This is a genomic window from Clostridium sp. UBA5119 (assembly GCF_002414285.1).
GTDB lineage: Bacteria > Bacillota > Clostridia > Clostridiales > Clostridiaceae > Clostridium_J > Clostridium_J sulfidigenes.
In genome coordinates, this window is the sequence record NZ_DHYX01000066.1 from 1 (window position 1) to 13,517 (window position 13,517).

14 protein-coding genes and 1 tRNA gene are annotated in these 13,517 nt (G+C 29.1%); 11 read left to right on the plus strand and 4 right to left on the minus strand.

The window, feature by feature from the left end:
• The first annotated feature begins 22 nt into the window (after positions 1-22).
• The 3 genes from B2671_RS10585 (at position 23) to B2671_RS10595 (ending at position 1,998) form a co-directional block, all read left to right on the plus strand.
• A tRNA-His gene (locus tag B2671_RS10585) sits at positions 23-98 on the plus strand.
• Positions 99-333: 235 nt separating this feature from the next.
• Positions 334-1,032, plus strand: coding sequence for a DNA/RNA nuclease SfsA (gene sfsA / locus B2671_RS10590; protein WP_346870387.1), 699 nt, complete (start codon positions 334-336; stop codon positions 1,030-1,032).
• A gap of 207 nt (positions 1,033-1,239) precedes the next feature.
• The gene (locus B2671_RS10595; RefSeq protein WP_346849293.1) at positions 1,240-1,998 is read left to right on the plus strand and encodes an acyl-CoA dehydratase activase; all 759 of its coding nucleotides are present in this window, start codon (positions 1,240-1,242) and stop codon (positions 1,996-1,998) included.
• A gap of 51 nt (positions 1,999-2,049) precedes the next feature.
• Here the strand turns inward: B2671_RS10595 and B2671_RS10600 are convergent, their stop codons facing one another.
• The 3 genes from B2671_RS10600 to B2671_RS10610 are packed head-to-tail and all read right to left on the minus strand — an operon-like array spanning position 2,050 to position 3,652.
• Positions 2,050-2,391 (minus strand): hypothetical protein, encoded by a 342-nt coding sequence (locus B2671_RS10600; RefSeq protein WP_035135210.1) that lies wholly within the window; start codon positions 2,389-2,391, stop codon positions 2,050-2,052.
• Between the two features lie 2 nt (positions 2,392-2,393).
• Complete coding sequence (locus B2671_RS10605) at positions 2,394-2,654, minus strand: DUF1576 domain-containing protein (RefSeq protein WP_346870397.1); 261 nt, start codon at positions 2,652-2,654, stop codon at positions 2,394-2,396.
• On the minus strand, positions 2,621-3,652 hold the full coding sequence (locus tag B2671_RS10610; RefSeq protein ID WP_346870388.1) for a DUF1576 domain-containing protein: 1,032 nt from the start codon (positions 3,650-3,652) through the stop codon (positions 2,621-2,623). The genes B2671_RS10605 and B2671_RS10610 overlap by 34 nt, the downstream gene beginning before the upstream one ends.
• A gap of 228 nt (positions 3,653-3,880) precedes the next feature.
• Here B2671_RS10610 and B2671_RS10615 point away from each other — a divergent pair, with 228 nt between their 5' ends.
• The 6 genes from B2671_RS10615 to B2671_RS10640 all read left to right on the plus strand — a co-directional run bounded on the left by B2671_RS10615 (position 3,881) and on the right by B2671_RS10640 (position 8,964).
• Positions 3,881-4,057 (plus strand): hypothetical protein, encoded by a 177-nt coding sequence (locus tag B2671_RS10615; protein ID WP_346870389.1) that lies wholly within the window; start codon positions 3,881-3,883, stop codon positions 4,055-4,057.
• A 72-nt stretch (positions 4,058-4,129) separates the two neighbouring features.
• Positions 4,130-4,315, plus strand: a complete 186-nt coding sequence (locus tag B2671_RS10620) for a hypothetical protein (RefSeq protein WP_035135212.1) — start codon at positions 4,130-4,132, stop codon at positions 4,313-4,315.
• Positions 4,316-4,478: 163 nt separating this feature from the next.
• Complete coding sequence (locus B2671_RS10625; RefSeq protein ID WP_346870390.1) at positions 4,479-5,555, plus strand: alanine--glyoxylate aminotransferase family protein; 1,077 nt, start codon at positions 4,479-4,481, stop codon at positions 5,553-5,555.
• 158 nt (positions 5,556-5,713) lie between these two features.
• On the plus strand, positions 5,714-6,625 hold the full coding sequence (locus tag B2671_RS10630; RefSeq protein WP_346870391.1) for a D-2-hydroxyacid dehydrogenase: 912 nt from the start codon (positions 5,714-5,716) through the stop codon (positions 6,623-6,625).
• Between the two features lie 25 nt (positions 6,626-6,650).
• Complete coding sequence (locus B2671_RS10635; RefSeq protein WP_346870392.1) at positions 6,651-7,895, plus strand: DUF1015 domain-containing protein; 1,245 nt, start codon at positions 6,651-6,653, stop codon at positions 7,893-7,895.
• A 310-nt stretch (positions 7,896-8,205) separates the two neighbouring features.
• Positions 8,206-8,964 (plus strand): tRNA threonylcarbamoyladenosine dehydratase, encoded by a 759-nt coding sequence (locus tag B2671_RS10640; protein WP_346870393.1) that lies wholly within the window; start codon positions 8,206-8,208, stop codon positions 8,962-8,964.
• Positions 8,965-9,200: 236 nt separating this feature from the next.
• Here the strand turns inward: B2671_RS10640 and B2671_RS10645 are convergent, their stop codons facing one another.
• On the minus strand, positions 9,201-10,556 hold the full coding sequence (locus B2671_RS10645) for a M20 family metallopeptidase (protein ID WP_346870394.1): 1,356 nt from the start codon (positions 10,554-10,556) through the stop codon (positions 9,201-9,203).
• A 340-nt stretch (positions 10,557-10,896) separates the two neighbouring features.
• On the opposite strand from B2671_RS10645, the gene B2671_RS10650 reads away from it, so the two are divergent.
• Together B2671_RS10650 and B2671_RS10655 are read left to right on the plus strand one after the other, a co-directional pair.
• Positions 10,897-12,081: an MFS transporter gene (locus B2671_RS10650; RefSeq protein WP_346870395.1), complete on the plus strand. Its 1,185-nt coding sequence runs from the start codon at positions 10,897-10,899 to the stop codon at positions 12,079-12,081.
• A complete protein-coding gene (locus B2671_RS10655; protein WP_414632633.1) occupies positions 12,065-13,009 on the plus strand; it encodes a GNAT family N-acetyltransferase in 945 nt (314 codons plus the stop codon). The genes B2671_RS10650 and B2671_RS10655 overlap by 17 nt, the downstream gene beginning before the upstream one ends.
• Positions 13,010-13,517: the final 508 nt, after the last annotated feature.

Below are 13,517 nucleotides of genomic sequence, written 5' to 3' on the forward strand. Positions count from 1 at the left end.
CCCTTAAGACGCACCATATATGGTGAACGTAGTTCAGTTGGTAGAGCGCCAGATTGTGGTTCTGGTTGTCGTGGGTTCGAGTCCCATCCTCCACCCCAGATGATATAGATAAGAAAACCTTCTGTTTTTATAAACAGGAGGTTTTCTTATTATTTAATATAAGAACAATATCATACTAAATTTATTTTAATCATAGTATAATTAAAATAAAGCTATAGATAAATACTTATAAAATCAAATAATTAGTAACATATTAGAATTATAAGTGGATAAACTCTAAAGAATTTTAGCTTATTTGTGGATAAATTTTAAATAAACATGGAGGATAAAAATATGATTTTTGATAAAGAAACTAGGGTTGTTGAATTTGTAAGAAGACCTAATAGATTTCAAGGATATGTAATAATAAATGGTAAAGAAGAGTTGGTGCATGTACCTAATACGGGAAGATGTAGAGAAATTCTAATTCCAGGATGCAATGTATTAATAAGAACAGAGAATGGAGCTAATAGAAAGACTAGATTTAGCCTAATTGGTGGATATAAAAATGGAAAGTTAATAAATATAGATTCTCAAGCTCCAAATAAAATTGTAGAAGAAGCATTAATAAATAAGAAGATTAAGGGCTTAGAAAGTTATACGACTATATGTAGGGAAAAAACTTTTGGTAATAGCAGATTTGATTTTAAGTTAACTAATGATAGTGGAAAAGAATATTACTTAGAGGTTAAAGGGGTAACTTTAGAGGAAAATGGACATAGTATGTTTCCAGATGCACCTACGGATAGAGGGCGTAAACATCTTTTAGAGTTAATAGAGGTGAAAAACTCAGGTAGAGGTGCGGGAGTTATATTTTTAATTCAAATGGATAATATAAGTACTTTTAAACCAAATGACAAAATGGATAAGGCATTTGCAGATGCATTAAGGTTTGCTAAAGGTAATGGAGTTGATGTATTTGCCTATGAGTGTAGTTTAGGTGAAAACTTTATAGAGCTTACTAAACCAGTAGAAGTTTTAGTATCCATTTAGATATGTAATAGAAGAGTGAATTACTATTTAAAATTCAAAAGCTATAAAGCCTAATATTATGATAATATAATAATGTAATCAGATATCTAAACAATTTCTAAAACATAATATTTTCCTTTTCATGGCTCAACGTTCATATGTTGGGCTTTTTTAAAGAGATTTTGTTTATGTAGAAAGTTAATTAAAATTTAAGTTAGGGGGGAGCATATGTTTTACATCGGTATAGATATAGGATCAACAGCTGCAAAGGTAGCTATATTTGAAAATGATATAATAAATAATACTTTTGTAATCCCTACAGGATGGAGTAGTTTAGAAACTGCAAAAAAAATAGAAAGTATATTAGATGATAGAGGTATAAGCAAAAAAAATAGAAAAATCATAGCTACAGGTTATGGTAGGGTATCGGTTCCCTATGCAGATAAGACTGTAACTGAGATAACGTGTCATGGTAAAGGAGCTGCTTATATATATGATGAAGATTGCACTGTAGTAGATATTGGTGGTCAGGATACCAAGGTTATAACTGTAGAAGGAGGACTTATAACGAATTTCACAATGAATGATAAGTGTTCTGCAGGAACAGGAAGATTTATAGAGATTATGGCTAATACATTAGGGGTAAATATAGATGAATTATGTAAGTTAGCAACTGATGGAAAGGATGCAAGTATAAGTTCTATGTGTACTGTATTTGCGGAATCAGAAGTTATAAGTTTAATAGGAACTGGTAGAAAGAAAGAAGATATTGCATTTGCTATTGTAGATTCAATCGTAAGTAAAGTAGCCACCATATGTGGTAAGCATTCTACTGCACAAAACTATTTTTTAACTGGTGGACTTTGCAACTGTGAATATATAGTAAATAGTTTATCTGAAAAATTAGGCTCACAGGTTAAAACAAAAGATAGTGCAAGATTTGCTGGAGCTATTGGAGCTGCTTTATTAGCTAAAAATTTAAAATAAGTATAGGTAAACTTTATTACCTATACTTATTTTAATAAAATGTATTAAAAATTATTTTAATCTAGTTAAACTAATTTTTAATACATCATTAGTGTAGTTTACATCCACAGAATCAGTCATCATGCCTACTAAACTTAATTCAGAAGAGGAATCATTATCTCCATTAAGAGCCCAGTAATACTCCTCAATATCTTGTCTTCTTGGCATATTTAACTGAGATGTTAAATCATTTAGTATTTGTTCACTAATATCAGGATTTACACTGGTAAAGCTGATATAGGTAATATCACCCTTAGTATTAAAATCTATATGTAGATCACTACAGCCAATTCTAACTAAGTAACTAGTTAGCTCACTAAGTATTTTTATATTTCTTTGACGTAAGTGTTTCATAATTAATATTCCTTTCTAAATGCAGAAATTAGTGGTAGTAAGAACATACATACAAGGCCACCTGAAAAGCCATTATTATATAAAATCATTCCACCATGTAAATATGTAATATTCATTACTAGGCAAGCATGTAATACTCCTGCAATTATTCCCCATAGCCATCCAAAAGAACCTGCAATTGGAGCTAGAGTTGTACCAAAAAGTAAACTTAGAATAACGCTAGGCGAGTTTATTTCCCAAATGTTAAAGAAAGTACATNNAATATTATACCAAACATTATAGGGATTATATTTTTTAAATGCTTACCAAAGGCTCCAAACCCAACAATAGTTAATATACCACCTAAAGTTGGACCATTCAAGTCACCATTTACTAAGACCACTAAAAACATTGAAAAGAGTCCTAGAATCCCCATGTTTATTAAAGTAATTCCTTCACCAAAAATAAGATAAAAATCTGTAAGTAATCTACCAGAATATCTCGTTATTTTTCTAATGTTTTTAAAGCTATTACCATTATAGTAAAAACCCAAAGTTATCATAGCTAAAAATATCATTGAAAATAATATAATAAAAGGAACATTATTGCCTGTAGACCATATAATTCTACTTTCAAAGTCAATACCAAAAGCTCTAAGTAAAGACATTAATACTGTACCTATTAATCCTGCAGCTAGGCCTACATTATAAAGGCTATATCCTTGATGTATTCTCATACAAGCAGAAGCTAAGGGTGGAAGTAAAAAACCTATTACTATACTAATAAGGATACCTATCATAACAGATAGATAAAGAGGTATTGTAGTAGTACCAATTAGTTGAATTAAAGCTGGAGATAAAGTTGTTCCAAAAAGTGCAGTAACTATATAATTGGAGAATGGTTCCTTTTGAAATCTGGAGTACAACCAAATACCAAATATAATAGGCCAGATATTTAAAATGTTTTTACCGAAAAGGGAAAAACCACTTACTGTAAATATACCTGCAATTATAGTTCCTGAGGGTTTAACGTTTAAAAAAATTAGCATTATTACATAAAATATAATCAAAAGTGCACAGTTAACGAAAGTTGCACCAATACCGCCAATTTCCATGTAATCTGTTATGAGTATATCTGGGTTTAAGATTATATTTCTTAAGCCAATGAATATCTGATGTGGTGAGTTAAAAAGAAAAGATACTATTATTAATATTCCACTAAGGCATAAAAATAGTTTATAGGGTAGTGGAGTTCTAGTGGTAAAGTCTTTTATAATAATCAACTCCCTTGAATTTATTTACACTCTTCAAATAAAGGTGTATATTTTTAATATATATAAGGCTTTACTTCTATAGTATATCAATTTTTATATGTGATAACTATAGTATTTATATTATAATTATTTTAATTTTAAGCACAAATAAGCATATATATAATATTGTTTTAAACTAGTTTAATTATGTAGGTTAAACAATAACGAAATATTTTAAATTAGAAAGAGGAAATAAAAATGGTAATGGATATAGTAGTTTACAATTGTGAGAAATGTCCTGATTTTAAACAAAATAAATGTGATGGAAAGGAAGTTAATTGTATGTGTAAAAAATGTCCTAGAAACTTAGGGCAGTGTTTAATTGTTAGGTATTGCAGAGAAACAGAATCTATTTTAGATTGTTTCGATTATTAAGTTAAAAAGTAGGTATAAAATATATGATAATACAAAAGATATAATATTATAATACATAGGAGTGTTAAAGTAATGGTGTCCAATGAAATTAAAAGTAGAATTGCTCAAAACTGTTCATTTTATAATGAGAGATCATATTATCCAAATGAAATACTTATGCAATTAGAACAAAGTTGTAATAATTGCTCTAATTTTGTAAGAGGACATTGTGTAAAAGATATATTTGATGAAATATACGAAGAAATCAGATTGAAATAAGTATTATATTTCCAAAAACTTAATAAAAATTTAAATTATAATAATATATACCAATATTTAATTTATTATGGTTGAGAAACCTATGGAAAAATGTTAAAATGTAATTGATTTCAAATCAGATATTGGAAATTATGAAGTTTACTTTATTTTAGGAGGGTGAATCATGCACAAGAGATTATTTATACCAGGTCCAGTTGATGTGGCACAAGACGTATTAGAAAAAATGGCTACACCAATGATAGGACACAGAAGCAAAGAGGCATCAAGAATACAAAGACAAATTAGTGATTACATGAGAGTTATATTTAATACAAAAGAAGAAATATTACTTTCAACTACTTCTGGTAGTGGGCTTATGGAAGGTGCTGTTCGTTCATGCACAGCTAAGAGAGCTGCAGTTTTTGCTGTAGGTGCTTTTGGTAAGAGATGGTATGAAATGGCTGTAGCTAACAATGTACCAGCAGATTTATATGAAGTTGAATGGGGTACACCAACAACTCCAGAGCAAGTAGATGAAGTTTTAGCCACTGGAAAATATGATTTAATAACAGTTACTCACAACGAAACTTCAACTGGTGTTATGAACCCACTAGATGAAATAGCTAAAGTAGTGAAAAAATATCCAGATGTTGTATTCTGCTTAGATACTGTAAGCTCAGCTGCAGGAACAGAATTAAAAGTAGATGAATGGGGAGTAGACATTTGTATTACTTCAACTCAAAAAGCTATTGGACTTCCTCCAGGAATGTCAATGTGTACTTTCTCTAAAAAAGCTATAGAGAGAGCAAAACAAGTTCCACATAGAGGATTATACTTAGATCTTTTATCATTATATGAATACATTCAAAAGAAAGATTATCAATATCCATCAACACCTTCATTATCTCACATGTTTGCATTAGAGTATCAACTTGATAAGATTATAAATAAAGAAGGTCTTCATAAGAGATATGCAAGACACATAGAAGGCGGAGAAATTGTTAGAGCATGGGCAAGAAAATACTTCGAAATATTACCAGATGAAAGATATATGTCTAACACTTTAACTAACATAAAGAATACTAGAAATATTGATGTTGCAGCTTTAAACAAAGCTCTAGGAGAAAGAGGATATCAAATTTCTAATGGATATGGAAAGTTAAAAGATAAGACTTTCAGAATAGCTCACATGGCAGAGACTACTCCAGCAGAAATTGAAGAATTATTAAAGAACATTAACGAAATATTAGGACTTGAATAATTAAGAAGGGGTAATTCCCTTCTTAATTTTCAAGTAATAAAGATTCATATACAAGTTTAAAATGTATAAGTTTTCAATTTATATACTTAATGTATGTGGATGAAGTTAGATTTTAAATAATTAATTATTAATTAATTTTATTTTAGGAGGGTATCATCATGATAAGAGTATTAGTTACTGATGGCATGGAGAAAAGTGGAATACAGGTATTAAAAGATAATGGATATGAAGTTATAGAGAAATTTTATGAGCCTGAAGAATTAGGAGTAGCTTTACAAAACTTTGATGTAGTAGTAGTAAGAAGTGCTACAAAGGTTAGACAACCAATAATAGATAAAGCTTGTGAAACAGGAAGATTAAAATTAATAATCCGTGGTGGAGTAGGTGTAGATAATATAGATGTAGCATATGCTACTGAAAAAGGAATAAGAGTTGCTAACACTCCTAATTCTAGTAGTGCATCAGTTGCAGAACTTGCACTAGCTCATATGTTTGCAGTTTCTAGATTTGTAAGTACTGCAAATGTGACTATGAGAGAAGGAAAATGGGAAAAGAAAAAATATGAAGGTATTGAGTTAAGTGGAAAAACTTTAGGCTTAATAGGTTTCGGAAGAATTTCAAAATGTTTAGCTCAAAAAGCTGAAGTATTAGGAATGAAAATTATGTATACTGATATCCTTGGTAAAGCTGAAGGGTATGATAAATATGAATATGGTACTTTAGAAGAAGTATTATCTAAATCTGATTATGTATCTCTTCATATACCATTCATAAAAGAGCAAGGAGCTACAATAGGTAAAGCTCAACTTGATATTATGAAAGATGGAGCTGTACTAATTAACTGTGCTAGAGGTGGAGTTGTAGATGAAGTTGCTTTACTTGAAGCTTTAAATAGTGGAAAATTAAGAGGAGCAGGCGTTGATGTATTTGAAGTTGAACCAACTAAGAATGAAGAGCTAGTTAACCATCCAAGAGTATCAGTTACACCACACATTGGAGCAGCTACAGTAGAAGCTCAAACAAGAATAGGTGAAGAAATAGTTCAAACTATATTCGATTTCTTTAAATAATATTAATTACGTAGGAGGAAAAAATATGGCAGTTGTAAGACCTTTTAAAAGCATAAGACCAACAAAAGAGCTAGTTGATAAAGTAGCAGCTCTTCCTTATGATGTTATGAACACAGAAGAAGCTAGAGAAATGGTTAAAGGAAACCCTTACTCTTTCTTACATGTTGATAAAGCACAAATTGATTTACCAGTAGAAACAAATCAATATGATGAAATAGTTTATAACACAGCTAGAAAAACTTTAGACAAGATGAGAGAAGATGGAACTTATATTCAAGATAATGCTACAAGCATGTATATTTATAGACAAATCATGGATGGAAGGGTTCAAACTGGTATAGTTGGATGTACTTCTATAGATGATTATATGAATGATATAATTAAAAAACATGAGCATACTAGAGCTGAAAAAGAGCAAGATAGAATTAATCACGTTGACCATTGTAATGCAAATACAGGTCCAATTTTCTTAACATACAAAAATGTAGGAGAAATTGATGAAATCGTTGCTTCATGGACTGCTAAAGAGCCAGAATACAACTTCGTTTCCGAAGATGGAATATCTCATATTGTATGGGTTATAAATGACACTGAAACTGTAAAAAGATTAGAAGAGTTATTTAAATCAGTTAAATATCTTTATATAGCTGATGGTCATCATAGAGCTGCATCTGCTGTAAAAGTAGGTAAAATGAGAAGAGAAGCAAATCCTAGCTATACAGGAGAAGAGGAATTCAACTTTTTCCTATCAGTTATATTCCCAGCAGATGATTTATATGTAATGGATTATAACAGAGTAGTAAAAGATTTAAATGGAAATTCTAGCGAAGAATTCTTAAATAAAGTTTCTGAGAAGTTTACTGTAGAAGAGTATAAGAGAGAAGGCCAATACAGACCAGAAGGAAAAGGTTATTTTGGAATGTATTTAGATAACAAGTGGTATAAGTTAACTGCTATAGATGGAACTTATGATTCAAAAGATCCAGTTAAGAGTTTAGATGTATCTATACTACAAGAAAACCTTCTAAGACCAATACTTGCTATAGAAGATCCAAGAACAAGTGATAGAATAGATTTTGTTGGTGGAATCAGAGGTCTTAAAGAACTTGAAAGAAGAGTAGCTGAAGGAATGAAAGTTGCGTTCTCTATGAATCCAACAAGCATAGAAGAACTTATGAACATTGCTGATGCTGGAGAAGTTATGCCTCCTAAATCAACTTGGTTTGAACCAAAATTAAGAAGTGGAATCTTTGTTCATGAATTAAGCTAAGGTAAATTAAAGGTAAAACTTATTTGTATCTTATCTAAATCAAAAAAGCTAAATCTTATAAAAGTAATTATACTTTTTAAGATTTAGCTTTTTTGAGTATATAAAGTTGTAAATATAAACAGAGTTCTTAGCTTCTATGAAGCTTTAGAAATACTTAACATAAATACACAGTTGAATTATATTAGTAAAAAATATAAAATTGATATATTCAGAGAATAAAAATTTATGTATTTATTTATAATTTAAAGGAAAAAGTTAAAAATATCTTTAAGGTTATAAGGTAAATACCACATATTAAGGAGATGCAAAAATGTTACAACATTCATTATCAAGAACAGAGCTATTAATAGGAAAAGATGGTTTAAATAAATTAAAAGGCAGTAAGATTATAGTATTTGGAGTAGGTGGAGTAGGCAGCTTTACAGTAGAAGCATTAGTAAGAGCAGGTGTTGGAACTATTGTTTTAGTTGATGATGATACTATTTGTTTAACTAATTTAAATAGACAAATACATGCAACTTATGATACTGTAGGAAAAGTAAAAGTTAAGGCTATGAAAGATAGAGTTCTTTCAATTAATAAAGCATGTAATGTGATAACTCATCAAGTTTTCGTTACTAAAGAAAATATTCCAGAAATAATTACTGATGATGTTGATTATGTTGTAGATGCTATAGATACTGTATCAGCAAAGATTGCTCTAGTAGAGTATTGTAATGAAAAGGGTATAAAAATAATCTGCTCTATGGGTACAGGAAACAAATTTGATCCTACACAATTTAAAGTTGCAGATATATATGATACTAAAGTGTGTCCACTTGCAAAGGTTATGAGGCATGAACTTAGAAAAAGAGAGATTAAATCCCTTAAGGTAGTTTACTCTGAGGAGATGCCTACAAAACCAAAACAAGATGATGTGGTTACTTGTAAAACAGGGTGTGTATGTACAGGTGGGACTAAAAAGTGTGCTATAAAAAGACAAATACCAGGGAGTATATCTTTTGTGCCACCAGTGTCAGGAATGATAATAGGTGGAGAAGTAATAAAGGACTTACTTAAAGAAAGCTAATTAAAAGGAATCTAATAAAAATAAACATTAAGTAAAATATACCTTTAGCAGAGTGTAATTGCTTATTTAAGTTTATAATATAAAAAATCCGTCAGTATAATACTTGACGGATTCTTATTTTTAAAATTATGTTTATCCGATAATTACTTGAACCGATACTTCTATTTTTTATGAAAGGTAAAGCAATTACGACTATTGATAACAATTTCTAAAGAGCAAAGCTCTAAGAATTCAGCTTATTTAGCTAATTTATATAATGCTAAGGCATAAATTTCTGTAGCTTTAACTAAATCATGCATAGTTATAAATTCATTTGGTTGATGTTCTGTCTTTTCTGATGTAGGGAATACCATACCAAAGGCTACACAGTTATCTATAGCTCTAGCATAAGTAGCTCCACCAGATGATTCTGGTATTCCATCATATCCTGTTTCTTCATCATAGACTTCTTTCAATGTTTTAATTAAGAAATGGTCTGCAGGAACATATATGGATTCCATCCAGTCGAACTCATTATATTCTAAACCATATTCTAAAGCTTTTTCCTTTAATGGATTAACTATGTCTTCTTTTTTATAGGTAACAGGAATTCTAATATCTAAAGATATAGTTTCTATATCTTCATTTAAATCAATTTTACCTACATTTACAGTTAGTTTTCCAGATACATCTTCACATTTTGGTATGAGATTTTTAATTGCAACATCTTCACCAATTACATTGGCTATGAATTTTATTGAGTTAGATGAGGAGCCCATTTTTTCTAAAGCTATAGCCAGTCTAGAAATAGCATTAATCCCCTCAGCACTATCTGCAGAGTGAACACCTTTTCCAATAACAGAAATAGAGTTTTCATTTAAAATATATTTATAATTTAAACTGTTTAATACATTTTTAAGAGAATTAATTTCTTCTGCAGTTCCTGTATATGTAGCGTTATCGGGAACAGAATTAAATGCATTTCCTGCACTTAAAGTTAAATTAGAACTCTTTTTACAAGTTAAAGTAGATTGAAGTAATCCTTTTTCTGCATTTATACAGAAGAATTCACTATCGGGAGTTATTCCCATAGCAGGAATTTCTTCACCATTCTCTTTATATTTATTAATACCTCTCCAAAGATTTTCTTCATCTGTTCCAAATATAAATCTTATTCTTTTATTTAATTTGATTCCTAAGTCCAATAAAGCTTTTACTGCATATATGCAAGCTATAGTAGGACCTTTATCATCTTGAGTTCCTCTTCCATATATTTTATCATCAACTATGGTTAATTCGTATGGAGGGTATGTCCAAGAATTCAAATCTCCTTCAGGAACTACATCTAAGTGGCCAAGAACTCCAACTAATTCAGGTCCCTGGCCAATCTCTGCATAACCATAGTAACCATCTTTATCATAGTAAGTTTTAAAGCCTAAAGACTCACATAAATTTAAGGTGCTTTTTAGACAATCGTCTATATTTTTACCAAATGGATAATTAGGATTATCCTCGTCTATAACGCTTCTAAAACTTACAGCTTCCTTTATAGAGTCTATGAGTTCAGGTATTAACTCATTAACTCTTTCTTGTATTTCTTCTTTTTTTATCATGAGACTATCCCCTTTCATTTTAGATAAGCTTTACATATTGTTGGCACATATGAAATTAAGGAAATATATCCTATAGTTTAAATTAAACATAGATGATAACATATGTCAATATTACAGTAGGTTAATATATCAGCCATTCTTGATTTGAATACTTGTCTATTATTCTTATTCATATTTATATCTTTTTTATATAAATTAATGAATTAATGAATTAATATATACAATAGTATATTTTTGTTAGGATAATTACTTTACTTAATAGCTATAAAAATAAAGAATTCAATTCAATAAAAACATATATTAATTATGATATAATATCATTGAAAAAGGAGTGATGTTAGTGAAGAAAAACCAAAGTTTTGCCATAACAATATTTATATTTATTATTATGGCTGTAATTGCTATAGTCGATAACACTAAGGGAATATTTGTCCCTGTATTTAAAGAGACTTTTAATACAAATAATACAAGTATGGGCATGCTCTTATCGGTATGTTCTTTAGGATACATAATATTTACTTATATAGGTGGACTACTATGTGAAAAATTTGGACAAAGAAATGTAATCTGTACTGGGCTTTTCACTATTATAGCCTCTGTTTTAATAGTAGCTTTCTCTAAAACTTATACAATACTATTAATTGGAATGTTTTTAATAAACATGGGTATTGCTTTTGTAATGATTGGAGTAAATACGTTAATACCAGCACTATTTATTACATTCCAAGCAATAATGATGAATTCAGCTCATTGTTTTTATGGATTTGGATCTACGGTAGGACAATTTGCTATTGGAAACATTTTAGACAATGGAGTAAGTTGGAGAAGTGTATTCTTTGGAATAGCAATGATTTTTATTGTAGTATTAATAATATTTTTCTTTATAAAAATACCTAATTTTAATATAACTAAAAAAGAAAATAAATTTAATATAGCTGTAGCTTTTAAAGAAAAGTATATGTATATCTATGCTATAGGATTAGGAACATACGTGTTTGCAGAAATGGGGATGTCTAATTGGATAGTTAATTTCCTCATGGAAAGTTATAACTATACTAGTAGTAGTGGAGCTATGTTTTTGTCAGCCTTTTTCTTTTTACTTACTATAGGTAGATTATTAGGTGGGTTTGTAGCTGAAAAGTTAGGATACTTACAATCAGTTTTATATTCTTTACTAATTGCATGTGTATTATTAATAATTGCTCTAATTGTTGGACATAGTGCTCTCATTTTAATATGTGTAACAGGACTATTCTTTGCAATAGCATATCCTACAGTTGTAGCTACTATTAGTAAGATTTTTAAAGATAATAGTTCATATATAACAGGATTAATTTTAACGTTATCAAGCACTATAAGTATGATTCTAAATCTTATTATGGGAAGATTAAATGATATTATAGGGACAGCAAAAACTTTTTATTTAATACCAATAAGCTTGAGTATTTCTATCTTGTTTGTATTTCTAATATATAGAGGAAATTATAGTATTTTTAAAAGGGGAGGTAATGAAGTTGAGCAGTGAAAGGGAAGTAAGTATTAGTAATGCAACTGATGAAGCAAATAAATATATAATAAGAGATTCATCTGGAATTATAGTAGGAAGATTTATAATCTTAGATTTAGACCATGAGAACAAAGGTGTAATAATAAAATTAAAATTTTATAAAAGCGGAAGAGATGCTAATAAAACATTACAAGATGCTCTAAAGTTGATGCTAAATAACTTAATAAAAAGCAAGAGTCTTCATAAAGTTAATATTATATGTGATGAAAAAATAAGTTTAACTCCTTTTACAAACTTAGGATTTCAATTAGAAGGATATATATCAGATAGTATTATAACAAAATTTAAATATGAAGGTAGTTTATTATTTGGAATAGTAGAAGAAGAATTTTATAATAAGGCATATAAGAAGGAGCTAACAATTCAAGGAAATAAAGTAAGTATAAGAGTTCTTAATTCTGATGATGCAAGTGATCTATTAGAGTATTATACGAGAAATAAGGACTTTCTATCAAAGTTTGAACCGCACAGAGATGAAGAATTTTATACAGTAGAAGTTCAAAAGCAATCTTTAATAGAGAATTACAAAGAATTTATTAAAGGTGAAGGAGCTCATTTTGGAATATATAAAGCAGAGAAGATGATAGGAAGAATACGTATATATAATATAGTGCAAGGTGTATTTAAGAGTGCATTCATAGGATACTCTATGGACGAACAGTATCAGGGAAATGGATATATGAAAGAAGCTGTTAGTTTAGTTGTAACATATGCCTATGAAGAATTAGGACTGCATAGAATAGAAGCAACAACTTTAGTTGATAATGAAAAGTCACAAAGAGTTTTAAAAGCATGTGGATTTAATGAACTAGGTATATGTAAAGAATATCTACACATAAATGGAAAGTGGAGAGATCATGTTATATTTTATAAAAATAATAAATAAGTTTAATTTAGGAACTAATTAGTTTAATTAAAATATAATTTGTTATACACCATCTATATTAAAGGTGGTGTATTTTTATTTATTTAAGTGTATAACTTTTTTAGGAACGTGGTATTCGAGTTTATCACCTATATGTTGGAACTTTATCTAGTTTCCTATATAAATATTTATATAGGTTATCTTTTGTATAGTTAACTAGATAAATAGTTGTTTTATTCATGCGAGTTTCAAGGGAATTAGTATTTTGATAATAAGACTAAATACATTATAATAAGTAGCAGTAATAATAATATTGTTGTGTGCTTACCTATAATAAAAATTCAAATTGATATACTATATTTTAAATAAATATTAAAAACAATAGAATATAAACTAATACTTTACCTAGTGTATCAACATTAGGATAAGGTAGCATTTAAATGAAAATAGAAGATATGTAGGGATAATTTTATATAAGAAGAATATTAGGTGGATTTTACAAGAATAAATCATGATAAGATAAGTCTTG

Coding starts and splice junctions, on each gene's coding strand:
- B2671_RS10625 (WP_346870390.1), top strand. CDS start 4,479: ATGCACAAGAGATTATTTATACCAGGTCCAGTTGATGTGGCACAAGAC.
- B2671_RS10615 (WP_346870389.1), top strand. CDS start 3,881: ATGGTAATGGATATAGTAGTTTACAATTGTGAGAAATGTCCTGATTTT.
- B2671_RS10640 (WP_346870393.1), top strand. CDS start 8,206: ATGTTACAACATTCATTATCAAGAACAGAGCTATTAATAGGAAAAGAT.
- B2671_RS10645 (WP_346870394.1), bottom strand. CDS start 10,556: ATGATAAAAAAAGAAGAAATACAAGAAAGAGTTAATGAGTTAATACCT.
- sfsA (WP_346870387.1), top strand. CDS start 334: ATGATTTTTGATAAAGAAACTAGGGTTGTTGAATTTGTAAGAAGACCT.
- B2671_RS10620 (WP_035135212.1), top strand. CDS start 4,130: ATGGTGTCCAATGAAATTAAAAGTAGAATTGCTCAAAACTGTTCATTT.
- B2671_RS10630 (WP_346870391.1), top strand. CDS start 5,714: ATGATAAGAGTATTAGTTACTGATGGCATGGAGAAAAGTGGAATACAG.
- B2671_RS10655 (WP_414632633.1), top strand. CDS start 12,065: ATGAAGTTGAGCAGTGAAAGGGAAGTAAGTATTAGTAATGCAACTGAT.
- B2671_RS10600 (WP_035135210.1), bottom strand. CDS start 2,391: ATGAAACACTTACGTCAAAGAAATATAAAAATACTTAGTGAGCTAACT.
- B2671_RS10595 (WP_346849293.1), top strand. CDS start 1,240: ATGTTTTACATCGGTATAGATATAGGATCAACAGCTGCAAAGGTAGCT.
- B2671_RS10635 (WP_346870392.1), top strand. CDS start 6,651: ATGGCAGTTGTAAGACCTTTTAAAAGCATAAGACCAACAAAAGAGCTA.